Origin of the sequence: Rhizobium pisi (assembly GCF_003938655.1) — a bacterium.
In the GTDB taxonomy this organism is placed as follows: Bacteria; Pseudomonadota; Alphaproteobacteria; order Rhizobiales; family Rhizobiaceae; genus Rhizobium; species Rhizobium pisi.
In genome coordinates, this window is sequence record NZ_RJJT01000011.1 from 103,739 (window position 1) to 121,153 (window position 17,415).

Consider the following 17,415-nt stretch of genomic DNA (forward strand, 5'->3'; position numbering starts at 1 on the left):
GATGTCGCGGTCGATCTGACCCCCGCCCCGACGTTCGACCGCGTCGGCAGGCAGGTTGTCGACCTGCTGTCAGAAAAATGAAGCCGCCATCTCCGGCGGGCCTTCGAGCGCATGCGCCATGAATTCCAATGCGCCTTGCAGCTTCTCCCGGGTGACCGGGCCGCCGAGGCAGACCCGCACCGCTTCCGGTGCAGGGCCCTCGACCGTGAAGGCATCGCTTGCCAGCACGGCGATGCCGGAGGATTGCATGTGACTGGCGAAGGTGGAGCGGGTCCAGCCGTTCAACAGCGGCAGCCAGATGTTGAAACTGAGCGGATCGGCGCGGTAGCTGCCGGCGGGCAGGATGGCGGCGACCATCTGCTGGCGGGCTGCGGCCTCGGAACGGATGAAGCGCAGGATCGCATCGGCTGTGCCGTCCTCGATCCAGCGGGTGAGGAGCGCCATGTTCAACGGCGAGGCCATGACATTGTTGGCGCGCATGGCGCTGACGAAGGGCCAGACGGCCTTGGTATCCGGCGCCACGACATAGGCAAGGCGCAGACCTGCACCGATGCATTTCGCCAGTCCGCCGATATGCCAGGTCAGATCAGGCGCTGTCGCCGCAAGCGGCGACGGGCCTTGCAGCGGAATGAAGCCGTAGGCGTCATCCTCCACGATCGGCACCTGATATTTGCGGGCAACGGCGCAGATCTCCTCACGGCGTTTGGCCGGGATCGTCAGTGTCGTCGGGTTCTGCAGCGTCGGATTGAGATAGAGCGCCTTCGGCTTCAGCCTCTCGCAGGCTCTAGCGAAGGCGTCGGGCAGGATACCCGCCTCATCCATCGGCAGGCCGGCGAGATTGAGCCGCAACTGGGCAGCGATCGAGCGCATGCCGGGATAGGTGACGATCTCCGAAAGCACGGTCTCGCCGGGTTTTGCGAGCAGGCCGAAGATCGCCAGCAGCGCCGGATGGGCGCCAGGCGTGACGAATATCCGCTCCTGCGAGGGCTTGAGCCCGCGGCGACCGAGCCAGGCGGCGGCGGCTTCCTTGTCCATACCGGAGCCGCCGAAACCTTGATAACGCAGAAGCGGAACAAGGTTTGCGGCCACCGCCGACATGCCATCGCGCATGCGGGCAATGAGTTCCGGATCGTCAGGCTCCGGTGGCATGTTCATCGAGAGATCGACGACGGATGCGCGGCGGGGATCGGGCGCCATGTCGAGCGTCAGACCCTGGTTCTCCGTGCCCGCGCTACCGGTGACGAAAGTGCCGCGGCCGACATGCGAATCCACGAGCCCGCGTTTCTGCGCCTCCACATAGCCTCTGGCCACGGTGGTGAAATCGACATTCAGCCGCTTGGCGAGCTCGCGTTGCGGCGGTAGCCGGTCCCCGACCGCCAGATGCCCGCTGCGCAGATCCATTTCGATCAAATCGGCGATCGCCATATAACGGGGGCTGCTGCTGCGGCTGAGATCGGGATGCCAGTCTTTCATTTCGCGATCCATGCCAGTCTGATTCCTGATAGGATTGACTGTATATTGTTGCACACAACCGCTGTCACGAAAAATGTCGCGCCCCAAGTCCGGAGAGCGACGCAGGACGGAATGCCGCAGCTTTTGCGCATGCCTTGGTACATTTTAATGACGAATGTCACCGGATTTGACTGCTATCTGCGCCACCGCGCTGCCGCAGCCGATTCGGCAGCGTGCGCGCCGATGACGTGCTGACGATCCGCTCCGCTTGCTGCCGCAAGCGCGAAGCCATTGCGCGGCTTCCGCTTGGGCGAGGCGCCGCGGATCCAGTTGATCGAGCTTTCGCCCGAGAAGGCCGGGTGAGGCGCGAGAACGGCAACACAATCGGCAGCATCTTCAGCGCGCATTGACGAGGGTTTACCGCGAGCTATGGCTTCAGACCTACGCCGCGAAAGCGTCAATGCCGGTCAGCCTTGCCGACAAGATCCAGAGGCGTGCCGCCTCCTCGGGATCGGCTGCATGGCCGCTGACGCCGCCGGGTTCTCCATCCGTTGCGCAGATGGCGATATCGCAGTCCTCGCAATAGAGGCCCCCCATACCGTCGAGTTGCGGCGAGGTCGCCGCCCAAACCTGCGTGGCGGCGCCCTGGGATGGCGTCTTGAATGTCGGATCAATCGGATTGCCGGCCTCATCGATCCAGCCGGCACTAACCATTTCCTCCTTTGCGAGATAGCGCTGCAAGGGGGTAAAGATATTGCCCGGGTGCAGCGAAAAGGCGCGGATGCCGGTGTCGCACCCGAGCCTGTCCAGATGCACGGCGAAAAGTGCGTTGGCGGTCTTAGACTGACCGTAGGCCCGCCATTTGTCGTAACCGGTCTCGAATTGCACATCCTCCCATCGTATGGCGGAGTTGCCATGGCCACCGGAGGAAACCGAAACGATGCGAGCGCCGCGCGAGATCGCCGGCCAAAGGCGGTTGACCAAGGCGAAATGGCCGAGATGATTGGTCGCGAACTGTGCCTCCCATCCGTTGCCGACACGCGTTTCCGGGCAGGCCATGATGCCGGCGCTGTTGATCAGGATGTCGATGCCGCGGCCAGACGCGACGAACCGCTCGGCAAAGACGCGCACGCTTTCGAGGTCGGAAAGGTCGAGCCGATCAATCTCTACGCCATCGATACCGGCGACCGCGCTGCGCGCCACCTCGATGTTCCTTGCGCCGATGGTCACCTTAGCGCCGGCGCCCGCCAGAGCGCGCGTGGTCTCGAGCCCGAGGCCGGAATGGCCGCCGGTGACGATGGCGCGCTTGCCGGAAAGATCGAGACCGGCCAGAACCTCGTCGGCAGTCGTGTGGGCTCCAAATCCGGAGCCGATCGGGACTTGTTTGTCATTCATGATAGTTGCCTTTGTTCTGCGAAGGTGCCGTCGCTCGGGGCGACGTCGCGAGAATAAGGCGTGGTCTCCAGACGATCCATGCGCTAAAGTCCGGCATATCTTCGCCATCGTCCGGATTTTTTGCATGGATCCATTATCCGATGTTCTCGCATTGCTCAAACCGCGCAGCTATGTTTCCGCGGGGCTTGACGCTGGCGGCGCTTGGGCGATCGATTATCCGCCCCCTGATGGCATCAAGTTCAACGCGGTGATATCAGGCGCGTGCTGGCTCAGCGTCGATGGCGTCCCCGAAGCTGTCCGCCTGGAGGAAAGCGACTGCTTTCTGCTGACGAGCCGCCGAGCCTTTCGTCTCGCCAGCGATCCGGCTCTCGAAGCGATCCCGTCCGATGCGATCTATTCGATCGCCCGCGACGGCATTGCGACTTGCAACGGCGGAGGCGATTTCTTCCTGATCGGCAGCCGCTTTTCCTTTTCGGGAGGAAATTCGGACATCCTACTCGGAATCCTGCCGCCAATCGTCCATGTGAAGAGGGATTCTGATCACGCCGCCGTGCTGCGCTGGTGTCTCGATCGGATGACGCGCGAATTGCGCGACCAGCAGCCGGGCGGCTTTCTGATGGCGGAGCATTTTGCTCATGTCATGCTCATGCAGGTATTGCGCCTCCATATCGCATCGCCGAATGCGCGCGGCGTCGGCTGGCTTTTCGCGCTTACCGACCGGCGGATCGGTGCGGCCATCGGTGCCGTGCATGCCGATCCAGCCCGCAAGTGGACATTGCAGTCGCTGGCTGAACGGGCCTCGATGTCCCGGTCAAGTTTTGCTCTCCACTTCAAGGAAAAGGTCGGGCTTGCGCCGATGGATTATCTGACGCGCTGGCGCATGCTTCTCGCAGGTGACCGATTGACAAACTCGGCCGAAGCAATTGCCGGTGTCGCCCTGTCGCTCGGTTATGAATCCGAAAGCGCATTCAGCACCGCTTTCAAGAGAGTGATGGGATGCTCGCCGCGGCAATATGGTCGCGCTCAGCCGCCCGCCGGTGCCATCCGAGATAGTCTCGGCGTTCAGTGAACCCTTGATTGGTGCAGGCATCACAGGGAGGTCGCGCGTTGGCCTGCCGAAATTCCGTCCGATACGGTCTTGCGCCCGCCCCTCCATCTTCTTACCTATTTAAGGCGGAATGCGCCGGCTTTCAGCCTTCCGTGCCGGCGCCCCATGGGATGAAAGCATGAATATCGATCCGATTTTGCGGTCAGTCGTGGCCGTACGTTCCTCAATTCCGGAAAATGCCTTCACAGCGGAGACGCTGGGCACCATCCGGGAGGGTAGCGGCGTGGTCATCCGGGACAACGGGCTGGTGCTGACCATCGGTTATCTCATCACCGAAGCAGAAGAAGTCTGGCTGACGACCCAGGATGGGCGCGTGGTTCCTGCCCACCCCCTCGCCTACGATCAGGAAAGCGGCTTCGGCCTGGTGCAGGCGCTCGGCAACCTCGATGCGCCGGCCGTGGCTTTGGGCGACGCGACCGGGGCCAAGCCCGGTGATCCCGTCGTGCTTGCTGATGGGATCGGTGAATTCGTCGAGGCCAACATCGTCGCCCGGCAGGAATTCGCCGGCTACTGGGAATATCTGCTTGATGAGGCAATTTTCACTGCACCGGCCCATCCGTCCTGGGGTGGCGCGGCGCTGATCGGCTCGGACGGCAAGCTTCTCGGCATCGGTTCGCTTCGGCTGCAGATGAGCCAGGGCGGCGAGACCGCCGATATCAATATGGTCGTGCCGATCGACCTGCTGCTGCCGATTCTCGACGACCTCTTGAACCGGGGCCAGGTCAACAGGCCGCCGCGGCCCTGGTTGGGTGCATTCTCCGCCGAGAGCAATGGCGGCGTCGTGGTCATGAGCGTAGCCGAAGGTGGCCCGGCAGCTCAGGCCGGCTTACGCCAGGGCGATATCATCTCGGAGATCCGGGACGAAGAGGTCGATGGACTGGCCGATTTTTATCGCAAGGTATGGAGCAGCGGCCCCGCCGGCGCCGAAATTCCCCTGCGGATTTTGAGGAACGGCCGGGAAGCATGGCTGCGCATCAAATCCGCCGACCGCAACAGCTTTCTCAGAAAGCCGCAATTGCAGTAGGTCCTCGGATATCCTTATCCCGCTTTAAAGATTCTCCGACGTGATCGTCAGGAAACGCACGGGTTCGGAGCTGACTTCCACCTCGATGAGGCCTAGCCGGTTCAGGGCCAGGTCTATCGATCGTCTGGCCTGCACCTCCGGCGCCTGGTCGAGCACGATCGACATGATGCCACGGCGCAGATAGTCCCGCGTCTCTGCCGTCAATTCGTGGCCGACCCAGAAGGGCCGCTCCGTTCCGCTTGCCTCGACCACCCGTGCGATACCCTTGTTGTCTCCACCGGCAGTGTAGACACCGATGATGCCCGGCTCCCGCCGGAGCGCCGATCGCAGCAGTTCCATCGCATTGTGTTCATCATCGAGGTCGAACATGACCTCGATGAAACGGTGTTCGTTCGAACCTCTCTCCGCGAGATAGGCGGAAAAGCCGCGGATCCGCTCCTTGTGATTCTCATAGGCTCCACTGTGGCAGAGAGCCACGAAGGAGCCGGGACGTTTCGCCAGCATGCCCGACATGTAATGCGCTGCCGTGCGGCCGGCGGCATAATTGTCGATGCCGACATAGGGCAGTTCGGGAGCCGGACGGGTCATGATCTGGACAACGGGAATGCCGAGATCCGCGGCCTTTCGCACGCTGGTGACGACATCGACATGGTCGGGCGCAACCACGATCAGTGCCGAGCGGCGCGCCGTCGGGTTGGCAATATAGCGCGCAAACTGCGCCGGCTCGTCTTCGCGGACGAAGGTTCGATGAACGACGATGCTGTCGTCGAGCGAGGCGGCGATGCGTTCAAAGGCCCGGTTCAACCGCGAATAAAAGTGGGTTTCCGGGCGGACGAGGATCACCTCTATCCGGATGAGGCCGCGATGGGCGACCTGCAGGCTTTGCCGGTATTCAAGCCGTCTTGCCGCGACGAATACCTTTTCCACAGTCTCCGGCCGCACGCCGCCGCGACCGTTCAGCACGCGCTCCACGGTTGCCGTGCCAACGCCGGCTTCCCTGGCGACATCCTTCAAAGTCACCTTCGTCACGGGCCACCTGCTCCTCAACCTGGCACAGCAGAACATCGGCAAGCCACGCAGTCAATGATCAAATTTGATCAAGGAAGCATTGGAGCGCGGAGGCAAGCGAGCAGTATCGTGCCGGCAAATCGGGAGGAGCACCGGAGCCCGAAACAACTCAAGGAATCGCCCGCCGGCGCGGGATGACGGAGGAACCACATGAAGATCGCACTCGACCCCCATATGCATCGTCACCTCAACCTGCGCGATCTTTGCCGCAAGACGGCGGACCTTGGCTTTGACTACATCGAGCTTTCGCCGCGCGACGATTTCCTGCCCTGGTGGGTGCGCCCGAGGGCACACAAGGAACGCATCGCGGAATTCAAGGCGGCGCTGAAGGATCATGGCGTCCAGCTCGCCTCGATCCTGCCGATGTATCGGTGGGCAAGCCCGCACGAGGACGAACGGCAGGCGGCGGTCCGCTACTGGAAGGAAGCGATCGTGATCGCGGCGGAGATGGGCTGCGATACGATGAATTCGGAATTCGGCCGGGGGCCGTCGCCCGATCGCGGCCACCGCTCCAGCTGCTGCGGCGGCATGCACGCGCATGAGCACAGCGAGGCCGCCTGGTGGCGTTCGATGGAAGAGCTCGTTCCCGTCTTCGAGCGCGAGGGCGTCACGCTCAACATGGAACCGCACCCGGAAGACTGGTGCGAGACGCTGCATCCGGCGATTGACATGCTGAAGACCATCGGCTCGAAGAACGTCAAATTCCTCTACTGCGCACCGCATACCTTCTATTTCGGTGACGACATGGCGCAGATGATCCGCGATGCCGGATCGTTGATCGCCCATGTGCATGTGGCCGATACCTATGATCACAAGAAATCGTCAGGCCTGCGCTACATCGTCAATCCGCCGGGCGCGAAGGTCACGATCCATCAGCACATGGACATGTATCAGGGTGAGATCAACTGGGACGTCTTTTTCTCCTCGCTCGCCGGGGTCGGCTTCGACGGCATCATCACCGCCTGCGTTTTCGGCTGGGAGGACCGCGCCGACGAGTCCGGCCGCTTCATGCGCTCCGAAATCCAGAAATACGTCGACAAATACTGGCCCGGCAAACTGGGCTGACCCTCGGCATCTCATGCACCCCACTATCAGGAATTAGACCGTGACCATCACGATTACGACCGCCCCCTGCTGCTGGGGCGTGGACGACGTCAGCAATCCGAACCTTCCCGCCTGGGAGCGTGTCTTCGACGAGGCGGCGGCCGCCGGCTATGGCGGCCTCGAACTCGGACCCTATGGCTATGTGCCGCTCGATGACGCGCTCGTCGCCAAGGCGCTCACCGAGCGCAATCTCTTCATCGTCGCCGGCACGATCTTCGATGATCTCGTCTCCCCCGGCAACCGAGAAACTTTGTTGCGGCAGACGGACGAAATCTGCGCCGTCATCACCCGGCTGCCGCAGCCGGCACAGGCGGCGGGCCAACGGTTCAGGACGCCCTATCTCACGGTCATGGACTGGGGCCATGACGAGCGGGACTATGCGGCGGGCCATTCCGACCGCGCGCCGCGCCTCGACGACGGTGCCTGGGCCGGTATGATCGCCAATATCACGGCGATTGCGGAGCTCGCAGCGCGCAAATACGGCGTGCGCGCCGTCATCCATCCGCATGCGGGCGGCTATATCGAATTCGCCGACGAGATCGAGCGGGTGGCAAACGACATTCCGCGGGAAATTGCCGGCTTCTGCCTCGACACGGGCCATACCTATTATGCCGGCATGGATCCGGTCGACACGCTTCGCCGCTATGCCGACAGGCTCGACTACGTCCATTTCAAGGATATCGACCAGGCTGTCTTCGACCGCGTGCTAGGCGAGAAGATCCGTTTCTTCGAAGCCTGCGGACAGGGCGTCATGTGCCCGATCGGCCGCGGCGTCATCGACTATCCCGCCGTCAGGCGAACGCTTGAGGAGATCGGCTATCACGGTTTCATCACCGTCGAGCAAGAGCGCGATCCTCTCAATGTCGCCGGCAGCCTCGAAGATGTGAAACAAAGCCTGGATTACCTCAGGTCGGTTGGATTTTAGGAAAGACATGATGACGAATGACAGGAGAAAGCCAATCCGCTGGGGCATGGTCGGCGGCGGCAGAGGCAGCCAGATCGGCTATATCCATCGCTCGGCGGCTCATCGCGATGATGTCTTTTCCCTTGCGGCCGGCGCCTTCGACATCGATCCGGAGCGCGGCCGCGCCTTCGGCGTCGATCTCGGGCTCGACGAAGGCAGGAGCTATCCGGACTATGCGGCGATGTTTGCGGCCGAAGCCGGGCGTGCGGATGGCATCGAGGCCGTCTCGATCGCAACGCCCAACAACACGCATTTCGCGATCTGCAAGGCCGCACTCGAGCATGATCTGCATGTGATCTGCGAAAAGCCGCTCTGCTTCACGGTCGCCGAAGCCGAAGAGCTGAAGGCGCTTTCCGAAGCGCGGGGCCGTATCGTGGGGGTGACCTATGGCTATGCCGGCCACCAGATGATCGAGCAGGCGCGCGCGATGGTCAGGAATGGCGATCTCGGCGAGATTCGCATCGTCAACCTGCAATTCGCCCATGGCTTCCATAGTGCTGCGGTAGAGGATCAGAACCCCTCGACGCGATGGCGCGTTGATCCGAGATTCGCCGGCCCCAGCTATGTCCTCGGCGACGTCGGAACCCACCCGCTATACATCGCGAAGGTCATCCTGCCGCATCTCAAGATCAAGCGGCTGCTGTGCACCCGCCAGAGCTTCGTCAAAAGCCGCGCGCCGCTCGAAGACAATGCGGTGACCCTGATGGAGTATGACAACGGCGCCATCGCCACCATCTGGTCGAGCGCCGTCAATGCCGGCTCCATGCACGGCCAGAAAGTCCGCATCGTCGGCTCGAAGGCCAGTATCGAATGGTGGGACGAGCGGCCGAACCAGCTTTCCTACGAAATCCAGGGCGAGCCGGCACGCATTCTCGAGCGTGGCATGGACTATCTTTATCCCGAAGCCAGGATCGACGATCGCATCGGCGGCGGTCACCCGGAAGGTCTCTTCGAAGCCTGGGCGAACCTCTATCGCCGCTTCGGCTTCGCCATCGACGAACATCGGGGCCTTGCCCCCGCCGGCATTGAAGACCTCGTCTTCCCCGATGTCGGCGCCGGCCTGGAAGGGGTGCGCTGGGTCGAAAACTGCGTGCGTTCCGCTGATGCCGGCGGGGTCTGGCTGAACTATCACTAGGTCGTCAACAGCGGTGCGGCCCTTTCCTCGGACGCACCATACCAGGCCCGTACTGCTGCGCCGGAGGCCTGTTCGACGGCGTCGATGCATACACTCAGATAAGCCGGTCGTCATCTTCCGCCGCCCGCGGCGCGCGGCGACGCGTGCTGCCGGTGGCGGCTTTCTTGTGCTCGTCGGCGGCTGCCTCGCCAATTTTCTGGAAACGGTTGTCGCCGCGGTCTTCTGCGGCGGGCTCGGGGTCGCTCTTTTTCACGAAACGGATCATGGGTCATTTCCTGCTATGACAGTGACAGCGCTCCGCACACATATCGGAGCGCCCTCGAAATCGGCGTCAGACGGCAAGTGCAGTGGCGCAGCCTTGAACACTTCGGCTGTCGGGTGAGGTCTGCCCAGGCATGGTTGCCCAGCCGCCGGCCTCAACAAACTGACGCTGCTTGTAGCCGTCGTTAAGTGCCTTGAACTCGATCAGTTTGGCGCTCGCATCCGGCGCCGCATTGAACCGCTCGACGCAAATGGCCGACGCCAACTCTCCGCGTGCGATGTCGCCGGCCGCCGCCGCCGCTTTGCTTGACGTCCCGCCTGTTACCCAGCCTCCCCAGCTGAAGCCGATAATCATCGTGGCGATCGCCGTGACGACGCAGGCCCAGACGAGAAGCGTCTTGGATGGCTGGTAACTGTCGAAACGCTGGGTGATCGATGTCTTGCTGCTGCTCTGCACGGACATTGGAATTCTCCCTGTCTATTGTGCGGGTTGCGCCGTCCGGCGACGCCGGAACGGTTCAGGCTGTTTTCAGTATCCCATATCGCCCATGCCGCCATTTCCGGCTGCAGGGGCAGAGTCTCTTGCGGGAATGTCGACGATCATCACCTCAGCGGTGATCAGAAGTGCTGCAATCGAGCCGGCGTCCTGCAGGGCAGTGCGCACGACCTTGGCGGGGTCGACGATGCCGGCCTCGATCATATCGACATAGGTCTCCGTCTGTGCGTCGAAGCCCTGATTGTGATCGTTGCTGCCGGCGAGTTTTCCGACGACGATGGAGCCCTCGAAGCCGGCATTGTCGGCGATCTGGCGGATCGGGGCTTCGAGCGCCCTGAGCACGATCGAGATGCCCGCCGTCATGTCGGCGTTCTCACCGGTCAGTCCTGTCAGTGCAGACTTCGCGCGCAGCAAAGCCACGCCGCCGCCGGGCACGATGCCTTCCTCGACCGCCGCGCGGGTAGCGTTCAGCGCGTCATCGATGCGGTCCTTCTTTTCCTTGACCTCGGTCTCGGTCGCGCCGCCGACGCGGATGACCGCAACGCCGCCGGCGAGTTTCGCCAGGCGTTCCTGCAGCTTTTCCTTATCGTAGTCGGAGGTCGTCTCCTCGATCTGCGCCTTGATCTGCTGAATGCGTGCCTGGATGGCCGCTTTATCGCCGGAGCCGTCGATGATGGTGGTGCTTTCCTTCTCGATCAGCACGCGCTTGGCACGGCCGAGCATATCGAGCGTGACATTTTCGAGCTTGATGCCGAGATCCTCGGAGATCATCTCGCCTGCCGTGAGCACGGCAATGTCTTCCAGCATGGCCTTGCGGCGGTCGCCGAAGCCTGGCGCCTTGACGGCTGCGACCTTCAGGCCGCCGCGCAGCTTGTTGACGACAAGCGTCGCCAGCGCCTCGCCTTCGACATCCTCCGAGATGAGAAGCAACGGTTTGCCGGTCTGCACGACGGCTTCGAGAATCGGCAGCATCGCTTGCAGACTGGCAAGCTTCTTCTCGTGAACGAGGATGTAGGGATCCTCCAGCTCGACGCGCATTTTCTCGACATTGGTGACGAAATAGGGCGAGAGATAACCGCGGTCGAACTGCATGCCCTCGACGACGTCAAGCTCGGTCTCGGCGGTCCTCGCCTCTTCGACGGTGATGACACCCTCATTGCCGACCTTGTCCATCGCCTTGGCGATCATCTCACCGACGGCGGCGTCGCCATTGGCGGCAATGGTGCCGACCTGCGCGATCTCGCCTGACGATTTGACCTTCGTCGCCCGCGCCTGAATTTCCTTAACGACGGCGGCAACGCCGAGATCGATGCCGCGCTTGAGATCCATGGGATTCATGCCGGCCGCGACGAGCTTTGCGCCCTCGCGAAAGATGGAGGCGGCAAGGACAGTCGCGGTCGTCGTGCCGTCACCGGCAAGATCATTGGTCTTCGACGCCACCTCGCGCACCATTTGCGCGCCCATGTTCTCGAATTTGTCGGCGAGCTCGACCTCCTTGGCGACGGTAACGCCGTCCTTGGTAATGCGCGGCGCGCCATAGGCCTTGTCGATGACGACGTTACGGCCCTTGGGACCAAGCGTCACCTTGACGGCATTGTTGAGCAGCTCGACGCCGCGCAGCAGGCGATCGCGCGCATCGGTGGAGAATCTGATTTCCTTGGCAGACATGATGTTTCGTCCTGTTCGGTCTTGAGATCTGGGGCGAAATTCGCCCCTCAGGCGGCTTTGTCGGCGGCCTCTTCGGTCTTTTCGACGATGCCCATGATGTCGGTCTCCTTCATGATCAGAAGGGTTTCGCCATCGATCGTGACCTCTGTGCCGGACCATTTTCCGAAGAGGATGAGATCACCGACCTTGACATCGAGCGGGACCAGATTGCCGCTGTTGTCGCGCAGGCCCGGGCCGACTGCGATCACTTCGCCTTGCTGCGGCTTCTCCTTGGCGGCGTCTGGTATGATGATCCCGCCCTTGGATTTGACATCGCCTTCCGCACGCCGAATGACGACGCGGTCGTGAAGTGAACGGAATTTCATTGAGGTCTTTCTGCTGCCGGCGCGTATGGCGGCTGCAATTCATAAATAGCACCCGTGGCACTCGATTGATAGGAGTGCCAAGAAATATTATTTACCGGGGGAGATTTTTTTGAAAAATTGATAAAATCATTCCGGCCGATTATTTCGTAATACTATGAAACGAACAGAAATTCTTGGCCGACACGCTCTATTTTTATTCGCCGACCTGAAGAATTAATTGGTTCTTTTTTATAAATAAATCCGAATATATCTTGATTTAAACTCAATCGAAGCGCTATCATAATTTTCGTTGATTTGGCCGACTTGGCTTCGCGGTGTCAGAGACCTACGACCCGCCATACACCACCGAATTGTCGATAGCGAATATAGAACGCCGTTCCGGCACTCATATCGCTTGTTCGATCCGGGATGAATCCGGCGCTGACCGCGGATGTACCGGCAGCGTCCGGATCGTTTCGGTTCGGACGTCAAGATACAGGAAACGCATCGGCGTATTCCTGCGGAGGCCTGAATCATGACAATTCGCACCACACAAACCGTCGTCCGCTTTTCATCTCCATTTCGCCTGCCTGGCTTCGATATGGCGCAGCCGGCCGGAGAATATCGGGTCGATTATGACGAGGAATTGATTGACGGCATTTCGCGGCTTGCCTGGCAACGCGTCGGCGCCTTCATCCATCTGCCGGCGATCGCCACGCAGAGTTCGACGCAGCAGATGATGCCGATCCACCTGTCGGATCTCGAAAACGCACTCGAAAAGGACCAGAAGCAGCCATGACCGCGACAAGCAACCGGCAACCCAATGGACGTCCGATCCGACGCGAGGCAGCGACACATATCTTCAAGGTGGGGCAGACCGTCCGGTTGAAGGATGGGTTCTTTGTCGTCCCCTCCAAGCTCCCCGACACATACCGCATTACCGCCACGCTGCCGCCCAGAGGAAATATGATGCAATACCGCATCCACAGTGACGACGAGCGTCATGAGCGGGTCGCGACCGAAGACAGCCTGGAGCTGGTCAACATGTCGCCCGCCGGCAACGGCGCAACACTGATCGAGAAGACGTTTGGCCACGGCCCGAATGACGGAAGGGTGACATCGTGAACAGCCATGAAGACGAAGTCGAACAAAGACGGAATGCTTTTGCCGTCGCCACTAGGGCAAACAAGGGTGGCGCGAGCGGCCGCTACTCGATGAACATCGAACGCGACCGTCGGATAGAACCCGCCCGTTCGTGGTCCGTCTATCATGTCTCTGCGCGTGTTCCAGTGCACGCGGACCAAGCCGTGATCGGCGAGAGCCGATCCGAGGCCAGAAAAGACATGATGTCCTTCAACCTTCTCAACATAGGATACCGGAAAGAATGGATCAGGCTGTCAGGCGCCAACCGGGGCGCTCATGAGGCCCCGCCGGTTCACCCCTGGCGCTAGAGCCTCTGGCGATGGGGATACCTCTTGGTACGTCCGAGCCGATCGCTTCTGATCCTGGCTAGGGATGCCCGCCCCTTCGGGTTGACCAGCGCGGCAGGACCTCGTTGACTTCGGATATCGCTTGAAAGATGGTGACGTCGTGCCACCTCGGGGATGGGCAGTCCATCTCTTGGGATGAACCGGCGTGAAGGAGTTTGCGGTCCATGTTCGATCATGTCTCCATCGGCGTAAAAGATCTTGAAAGAGCCCGCCGTTTCTACGACGCCGCACTGGCGCCGCTCGGATATGAGCGCCTGTCCAATTCCGACGCCATGATCGGCTACGGTCCCGAGAGGGTCGGGCTCTGGGTCATGCAGGTCGATCATCCTATCGTCCCCGACATGCAATCCGGACTGCATTTCTGCTTCGTCGCCCCTGATGAAGCCGCAGTCGACGCCTTTCATGCGGCCGCCATCGCCTCCGGCGGCACAGATAACGGCGAACCGGGCATCCGGCCGGATTACGGGCGGTTCTACTATGCCGCCTTCATCATCGATCCCGATGGCTACCGCCTCGAAGCCTATTTCCACAAAGGCGAACTGTGAGAACCGTCAGGCCGCTGTTCTCGATATCGATACGCAGCATCCCGAAGCTTCGAGCGCCTCGTTGGCGACCTCAATGAACAGGCGGCGGAACCAGCGCACGCGCCCGTCCGCCTGGTCCACCCGGCGATAGAGCATTGTCACGGGATCGGCCGGCAGCGAAAGCGGCGGCTCGCAGATCGTCAGCCCGTGCAATTGCGCCATGCAACGGCCGATCGATTCCGGGACGACAGCAATGGCGGGCATTGCCCTCAGCGCCGTCGGCAGAGCGGAGAAACGCGGGACGGTCGCCACCACACGGCGGCTGCGGCCGGTGCTTCCGAGCGCGATGTCGATGCCGGTTGCGGCATTACCTTCGAACGAGACAGTGACATGCGCGACATTGGCGAAGTCATCGAGGCTCAGCGGCGCCTTCAGCCCGAGTTGAGCGCTGTCGTAAATGCAGATCGAGACCTGGTCGAACAGCGGCGCGCGAATATGCCAGGAGGCCGGCTCCTCATGCACGGAGACGCTGAAGTCGAAGACGCCCTCGTCCAGCCGGCGGGCGGCATCGCGCTTTTCTGCCGCGATGCCGATAAGCCGGGCTCCGGGCGAAAGCTGGAGAAGGCGAGCCGCGAGCGGGCCGAAGAAAGCGGATTCGAGATTATCGCACATGCCGATGCGAAACTCGCCCTGCCAGGTCGCCGGATTGAATTCCTCCGGCGGGCGGATGGCGCACTCGATGCCCGATAGCGCATTCTCGATTGCCGGGGCGATGGAAAGCGCGCGCGGCGTCGGCTGCAGGCCCCGACCGACACGCACGAACAGTTCGTCGTCCAGCGCCTCGCGCAGGCGCCGCAGAGCGGCCGAGAGACCTGGCTGACCGAGCAGCAGGCGTTCGGCAGCACGGCTGACATTGCGCTCCTGCATCAGCACCGAAAAGGCGAGCAGAAGATTGAGGTCGATCTTACGAAGAGTGGCGTCATTCATCATCGTGAGTAATACCTGACATGGTTACTATCAATTTGCAATAAGAAAGGAAGCTGTACATTTTCTCGTTCCCTACCGCCCGGCAAACCTCCCCGATAAGGCGGCAGCAAAGAAGGAACGATTTCGATGACTCTTTCCAAATCGCGAAGTGGAGCGGGGCTGGCATTGCTGCTGCTCTGCGCCGCCAACTTTCTCGACGCCATGGATGTCTCCACCATCGGCGTAGCGCTCCCCGCCATCCAGGCCGAACTCGGCATGGAGGCGACCTCGCTGCAATGGGCCGTCAGTGCCTATGTACTCGGTTATGGCGGCTTCCTGCTGCTTGGCGGCCGGGTTGCCGACGTCTTCGGCCACCGCCGCGTCTTCCTCTGGTCGCTGGCGATCTTTGCGGCCGCCAGTATCGCCGGCGGCTTCGTCGACAGCGGGCCGACCCTGATCGCCGCCCGACTGATCAAGGGCATTGCCGCTGCTTTCACGGCGCCTGCGGCCCTTGCCCTGCTGCTCTCGGTCTTTGGCGAGGGAAAAGCGCGGGCAAAGGCGCTCGGGGTCTTCTCCTCCACCGGTGCTGCCGGCTTCGTGCTCGGCATGGTGCTCGGCGGCGCGGCGACGATCTTCAGCTGGCGGGCGACGCTTGTCATGGGCGCGCCCGTTGCCATCCTGACGCTCGTTCTTGCGCCGCTGGTGCTGCCCGCCGACCCGAAGAGGACGGGACCGCGGCCTGCCTTCGACTGGGCCGGGGCACTGACGATCACGCCCGGCCTGCTGCTCTTCGTCTTCGGCATCACCAATGCCGCGGCCACCGGCTGGCAAGCCTTCCCGACCTGGGGTTCGCTGCTCGCATCGCTGGTGCTGATCCTGCTCTTCCTGCTGGTTGAAGCGCGCCATGCCGATCCGATGGTGCCGCTCGGCATGTTCCGCCGGGCCAGGCTGCGGCATTCCAATGCGGTTGCCGCCCTCTTCCAGGGCGCTTATGTCGGCTTCCAGTTCCTGGCGACGCTCTACTACCAGAACGTCATAGGCTGGTCGGCCTTCACCACCGGCTTCTGCTTCGCGCTTGGCGGCGTCTTCGTGATGTTCCTGGCGCCGCGTTTTGCGACGCTGGCGCAAAATCGCGGCACCACCGGCCTGATGGCTACGGGTGTCGGTCTGCAGGCGTTCAGCTACATCTTCTGGGTGACCGCATTCGGCCATGTCGACCCGATCCTGCTCGTCCTGTTCTCGCAGATCCCGCTCGGCCTCGGCTACGCCATGACCTACCCCTCGGTGCAAGTTGCGGCACTTTCCGACGTGGAAGAGAATAAGTCGGGGCTCGCCTCCGGACTGCTCTTTGCTTCGTTCCAGATCGGCGGCGGCATCGTGCTTGCAGCCGCCTCGGCAGTCTTCAGTGCATCGCCGCAATTCGGATGGGATCCCTATGTCGCCGGCATCGCCTTCGTAGCGCTGCTTGCGGTGGCGATCACCCTGCTTGCGGCCGCCGGCCCGCGGACATCGGTCGCGCCCGCCTATCAGGCGGCGGAATGACCATCATCGGCCCGCACCCTGACCGGTGCGGGCTCCTCATGAACAGAAGCGATATATGCAAGAATCCTGTTGCTCCGCCTCGGCGAAAGGCGCATGGTCCCACCTTCGGCAGCCATTGCACGGGCGCTGCCGACTGAGGGTCCTTATCCCCTCGCCCCGACGAAAGGAGGACCGATGTCTTCCACTTCCGAAAAGCCATATCTGACCTCATCCGATCTCGACATGCTTCAGGGCGTGCTCGACGATGCCGGCTATGACGCCAAAATCCTGATCGACAACGAACGGGTCTTCAACGTCGCGGCTATACTGCTGATCAGACTGTTTCAGGAGGGCGTCACCTCGCCGGCCATGCTGGCACGGGCGCTCGAATACCATTTCGGCAAGTCAAAGACGCCGCCGAAAGCGGTGACCCCCGTCTTCAACCGATATGCGATACAGGGATTGCCGCGTGAAAGACGCGTCGCCAGCTAAGCGCCCACCTCCGAAGGATCGTTATGCGGAAAACCCTGCTCCCTTGTATCTCAGTCGCAGCGGCCGGTTATTTCGGATGGATGCAGTTCGAGGCATATCAACAACGACAGCAGGCACGGGATCTTGCAGACATCGACAGGGAGCGCCGGGTGGCGCTCCTCAAAATTGACGGCTGCCAGGCACGGGTCGATCTGCTTCTGTCGGTGACCGACCGCCTGCTCAAGGCCGGCGGCATGCAGGTGCCACTCGACATCGGAAGGGACATAGAGCTTTGCCTGGCTCGCGACATCATGTCGGCATCGGGCAGAGCGGACATGGAAAAACGAAGCTGATCCGCCTGTTTCCCATGCTTGACTAAGCCCTGTGGAAATGTGGCTTTCCTGCGGCAGCGGCCTTAATGGCA

General features: G+C 61.9%; 20 protein-coding genes and 1 pseudogene. 12 read left to right on the forward strand and 9 right to left on the reverse strand.

Going from position 1 to position 17,415, the window contains the following annotated elements:
• Nucleotides 1-69: 69 nt before the first annotated feature.
• The 3 genes from EFD55_RS17020 to EFD55_RS17030 form a co-directional block, all read right to left on the reverse strand.
• A complete protein-coding gene (locus tag EFD55_RS17020) occupies nucleotides 70-1,473 on the reverse strand; it encodes an aminotransferase-like domain-containing protein (protein ID WP_125846381.1) in 1,404 nt (467 codons plus the stop codon).
• Between the two features lie 173 nt (nucleotides 1,474-1,646).
• Nucleotides 1,647-1,859, reverse strand: a complete 213-nt coding sequence (locus EFD55_RS17025; RefSeq protein ID WP_125846232.1) for a hypothetical protein — start codon at nucleotides 1,857-1,859, stop codon at nucleotides 1,647-1,649.
• A gap of 34 nt (nucleotides 1,860-1,893) precedes the next feature.
• Nucleotides 1,894-2,847 (reverse strand): SDR family NAD(P)-dependent oxidoreductase, encoded by a 954-nt coding sequence (locus EFD55_RS17030; RefSeq protein WP_125846233.1) that lies wholly within the window; start codon nucleotides 2,845-2,847, stop codon nucleotides 1,894-1,896.
• A gap of 124 nt (nucleotides 2,848-2,971) precedes the next feature.
• On the opposite strand from EFD55_RS17030, the gene EFD55_RS17035 reads away from it, so the two are divergent.
• Together EFD55_RS17035 and EFD55_RS17040 are read left to right on the forward strand one after the other, a co-directional pair.
• Nucleotides 2,972-3,916, forward strand: a complete 945-nt coding sequence (locus EFD55_RS17035; RefSeq protein WP_125846234.1) for an AraC family transcriptional regulator — start codon at nucleotides 2,972-2,974, stop codon at nucleotides 3,914-3,916.
• A 157-nt stretch (nucleotides 3,917-4,073) separates the two neighbouring features.
• The gene (locus tag EFD55_RS17040; protein ID WP_125846235.1) at nucleotides 4,074-4,979 is read left to right on the forward strand and encodes a S1C family serine protease; all 906 of its coding nucleotides are present in this window, start codon (nucleotides 4,074-4,076) and stop codon (nucleotides 4,977-4,979) included.
• A 24-nt stretch (nucleotides 4,980-5,003) separates the two neighbouring features.
• Here the strand turns inward: EFD55_RS17040 and EFD55_RS17045 are convergent, their stop codons facing one another.
• Nucleotides 5,004-6,008 (reverse strand): LacI family DNA-binding transcriptional regulator, encoded by a 1,005-nt coding sequence (locus EFD55_RS17045; protein ID WP_125846236.1) that lies wholly within the window; start codon nucleotides 6,006-6,008, stop codon nucleotides 5,004-5,006.
• A 189-nt stretch (nucleotides 6,009-6,197) separates the two neighbouring features.
• Between EFD55_RS17045 and EFD55_RS17050 the strand changes: the two genes are divergently transcribed.
• The 3 genes from EFD55_RS17050 to EFD55_RS17060 are packed head-to-tail and all read left to right on the forward strand — an operon-like array spanning nucleotide 6,198 to nucleotide 9,250.
• The gene (locus tag EFD55_RS17050; protein ID WP_125846237.1) at nucleotides 6,198-7,112 is read left to right on the forward strand and encodes a sugar phosphate isomerase/epimerase family protein; all 915 of its coding nucleotides are present in this window, start codon (nucleotides 6,198-6,200) and stop codon (nucleotides 7,110-7,112) included.
• Between the two features lie 40 nt (nucleotides 7,113-7,152).
• Nucleotides 7,153-8,076 (forward strand): TIM barrel protein, encoded by a 924-nt coding sequence (locus tag EFD55_RS17055; protein ID WP_125846238.1) that lies wholly within the window; start codon nucleotides 7,153-7,155, stop codon nucleotides 8,074-8,076.
• Nucleotides 8,077-8,083: 7 nt separating this feature from the next.
• Nucleotides 8,084-9,250: a Gfo/Idh/MocA family protein gene (locus tag EFD55_RS17060; RefSeq protein ID WP_165504820.1), complete on the forward strand. Its 1,167-nt coding sequence runs from the start codon at nucleotides 8,084-8,086 to the stop codon at nucleotides 9,248-9,250.
• A gap of 94 nt (nucleotides 9,251-9,344) precedes the next feature.
• Here EFD55_RS17060 and EFD55_RS33205 read toward each other — a convergent pair whose 3' ends face one another.
• The 4 genes from EFD55_RS33205 to EFD55_RS17075 all read right to left on the reverse strand — a co-directional run bounded on the left by EFD55_RS33205 (nucleotide 9,345) and on the right by EFD55_RS17075 (nucleotide 12,040).
• On the reverse strand, nucleotides 9,345-9,515 hold the full coding sequence (locus EFD55_RS33205; protein ID WP_165504821.1) for a hypothetical protein: 171 nt from the start codon (nucleotides 9,513-9,515) through the stop codon (nucleotides 9,345-9,347).
• 66 nt (nucleotides 9,516-9,581) lie between these two features.
• On the reverse strand, nucleotides 9,582-9,974 hold the full coding sequence (locus EFD55_RS17065) for a hypothetical protein (protein ID WP_125846240.1): 393 nt from the start codon (nucleotides 9,972-9,974) through the stop codon (nucleotides 9,582-9,584).
• 66 nt (nucleotides 9,975-10,040) lie between these two features.
• Complete coding sequence (gene groL / locus EFD55_RS17070) at nucleotides 10,041-11,675, reverse strand: chaperonin GroEL (protein WP_125846241.1); 1,635 nt, start codon at nucleotides 11,673-11,675, stop codon at nucleotides 10,041-10,043.
• Nucleotides 11,676-11,722: 47 nt separating this feature from the next.
• On the reverse strand, nucleotides 11,723-12,040 hold the full coding sequence (locus EFD55_RS17075; protein ID WP_125846242.1) for a co-chaperone GroES: 318 nt from the start codon (nucleotides 12,038-12,040) through the stop codon (nucleotides 11,723-11,725).
• Between the two features lie 514 nt (nucleotides 12,041-12,554).
• Between EFD55_RS17075 and EFD55_RS17080 the strand changes: the two genes are divergently transcribed.
• From EFD55_RS17080 to EFD55_RS17100, 4 genes are all read left to right on the forward strand, one after another.
• Nucleotides 12,555-12,818 carry a hypothetical protein gene (locus EFD55_RS17080; protein ID WP_125846243.1) on the forward strand — a complete coding sequence of 88 codons (264 nt, stop codon included), beginning with the start codon at nucleotides 12,555-12,557 and terminating at the stop codon, nucleotides 12,816-12,818.
• Nucleotides 12,815-13,144 (forward strand): hypothetical protein, encoded by a 330-nt coding sequence (locus EFD55_RS17085; protein ID WP_125846244.1) that lies wholly within the window; start codon nucleotides 12,815-12,817, stop codon nucleotides 13,142-13,144. The genes EFD55_RS17080 and EFD55_RS17085 overlap by 4 nt, the downstream gene beginning before the upstream one ends.
• Entirely contained in the window at nucleotides 13,141-13,470 is a 330-nt protein-coding gene (locus tag EFD55_RS34195; protein ID WP_125846245.1) for a hypothetical protein, read from the forward strand. The genes EFD55_RS17085 and EFD55_RS34195 overlap by 4 nt, the downstream gene beginning before the upstream one ends.
• 203 nt (nucleotides 13,471-13,673) lie before the next feature.
• Nucleotides 13,674-14,054 carry a VOC family protein gene (locus tag EFD55_RS17100; protein ID WP_125846247.1) on the forward strand — a complete coding sequence of 127 codons (381 nt, stop codon included), beginning with the start codon at nucleotides 13,674-13,676 and terminating at the stop codon, nucleotides 14,052-14,054.
• A gap of 6 nt (nucleotides 14,055-14,060) precedes the next feature.
• On the opposite strand, the gene EFD55_RS17105 is transcribed toward EFD55_RS17100, so the two are convergent.
• Nucleotides 14,061-15,023, reverse strand: coding sequence for a LysR family transcriptional regulator (locus EFD55_RS17105; protein ID WP_125846248.1), 963 nt, complete (start codon nucleotides 15,021-15,023; stop codon nucleotides 14,061-14,063).
• 123 nt (nucleotides 15,024-15,146) lie between these two features.
• Between EFD55_RS17105 and EFD55_RS17110 the strand changes: the two genes are divergently transcribed.
• From EFD55_RS17110 to EFD55_RS17120, 3 genes and pseudogenes are all read left to right on the forward strand, one after another.
• Entirely contained in the window at nucleotides 15,147-16,541 is a 1,395-nt protein-coding gene (locus EFD55_RS17110) for an MFS transporter (RefSeq protein WP_125846249.1), read from the forward strand.
• 93 nt (nucleotides 16,542-16,634) lie between these two features.
• A complete protein-coding gene (locus EFD55_RS17115) occupies nucleotides 16,635-17,012 on the forward strand; it encodes a hypothetical protein (protein ID WP_183736757.1) in 378 nt (125 codons plus the stop codon).
• Nucleotides 17,013-17,035: 23 nt separating this feature from the next.
• Nucleotides 17,036-17,370 (forward strand): annotated as a pseudogene (locus tag EFD55_RS17120) (hypothetical protein).
• Nucleotides 17,371-17,415 lie beyond the last annotated feature (45 nt).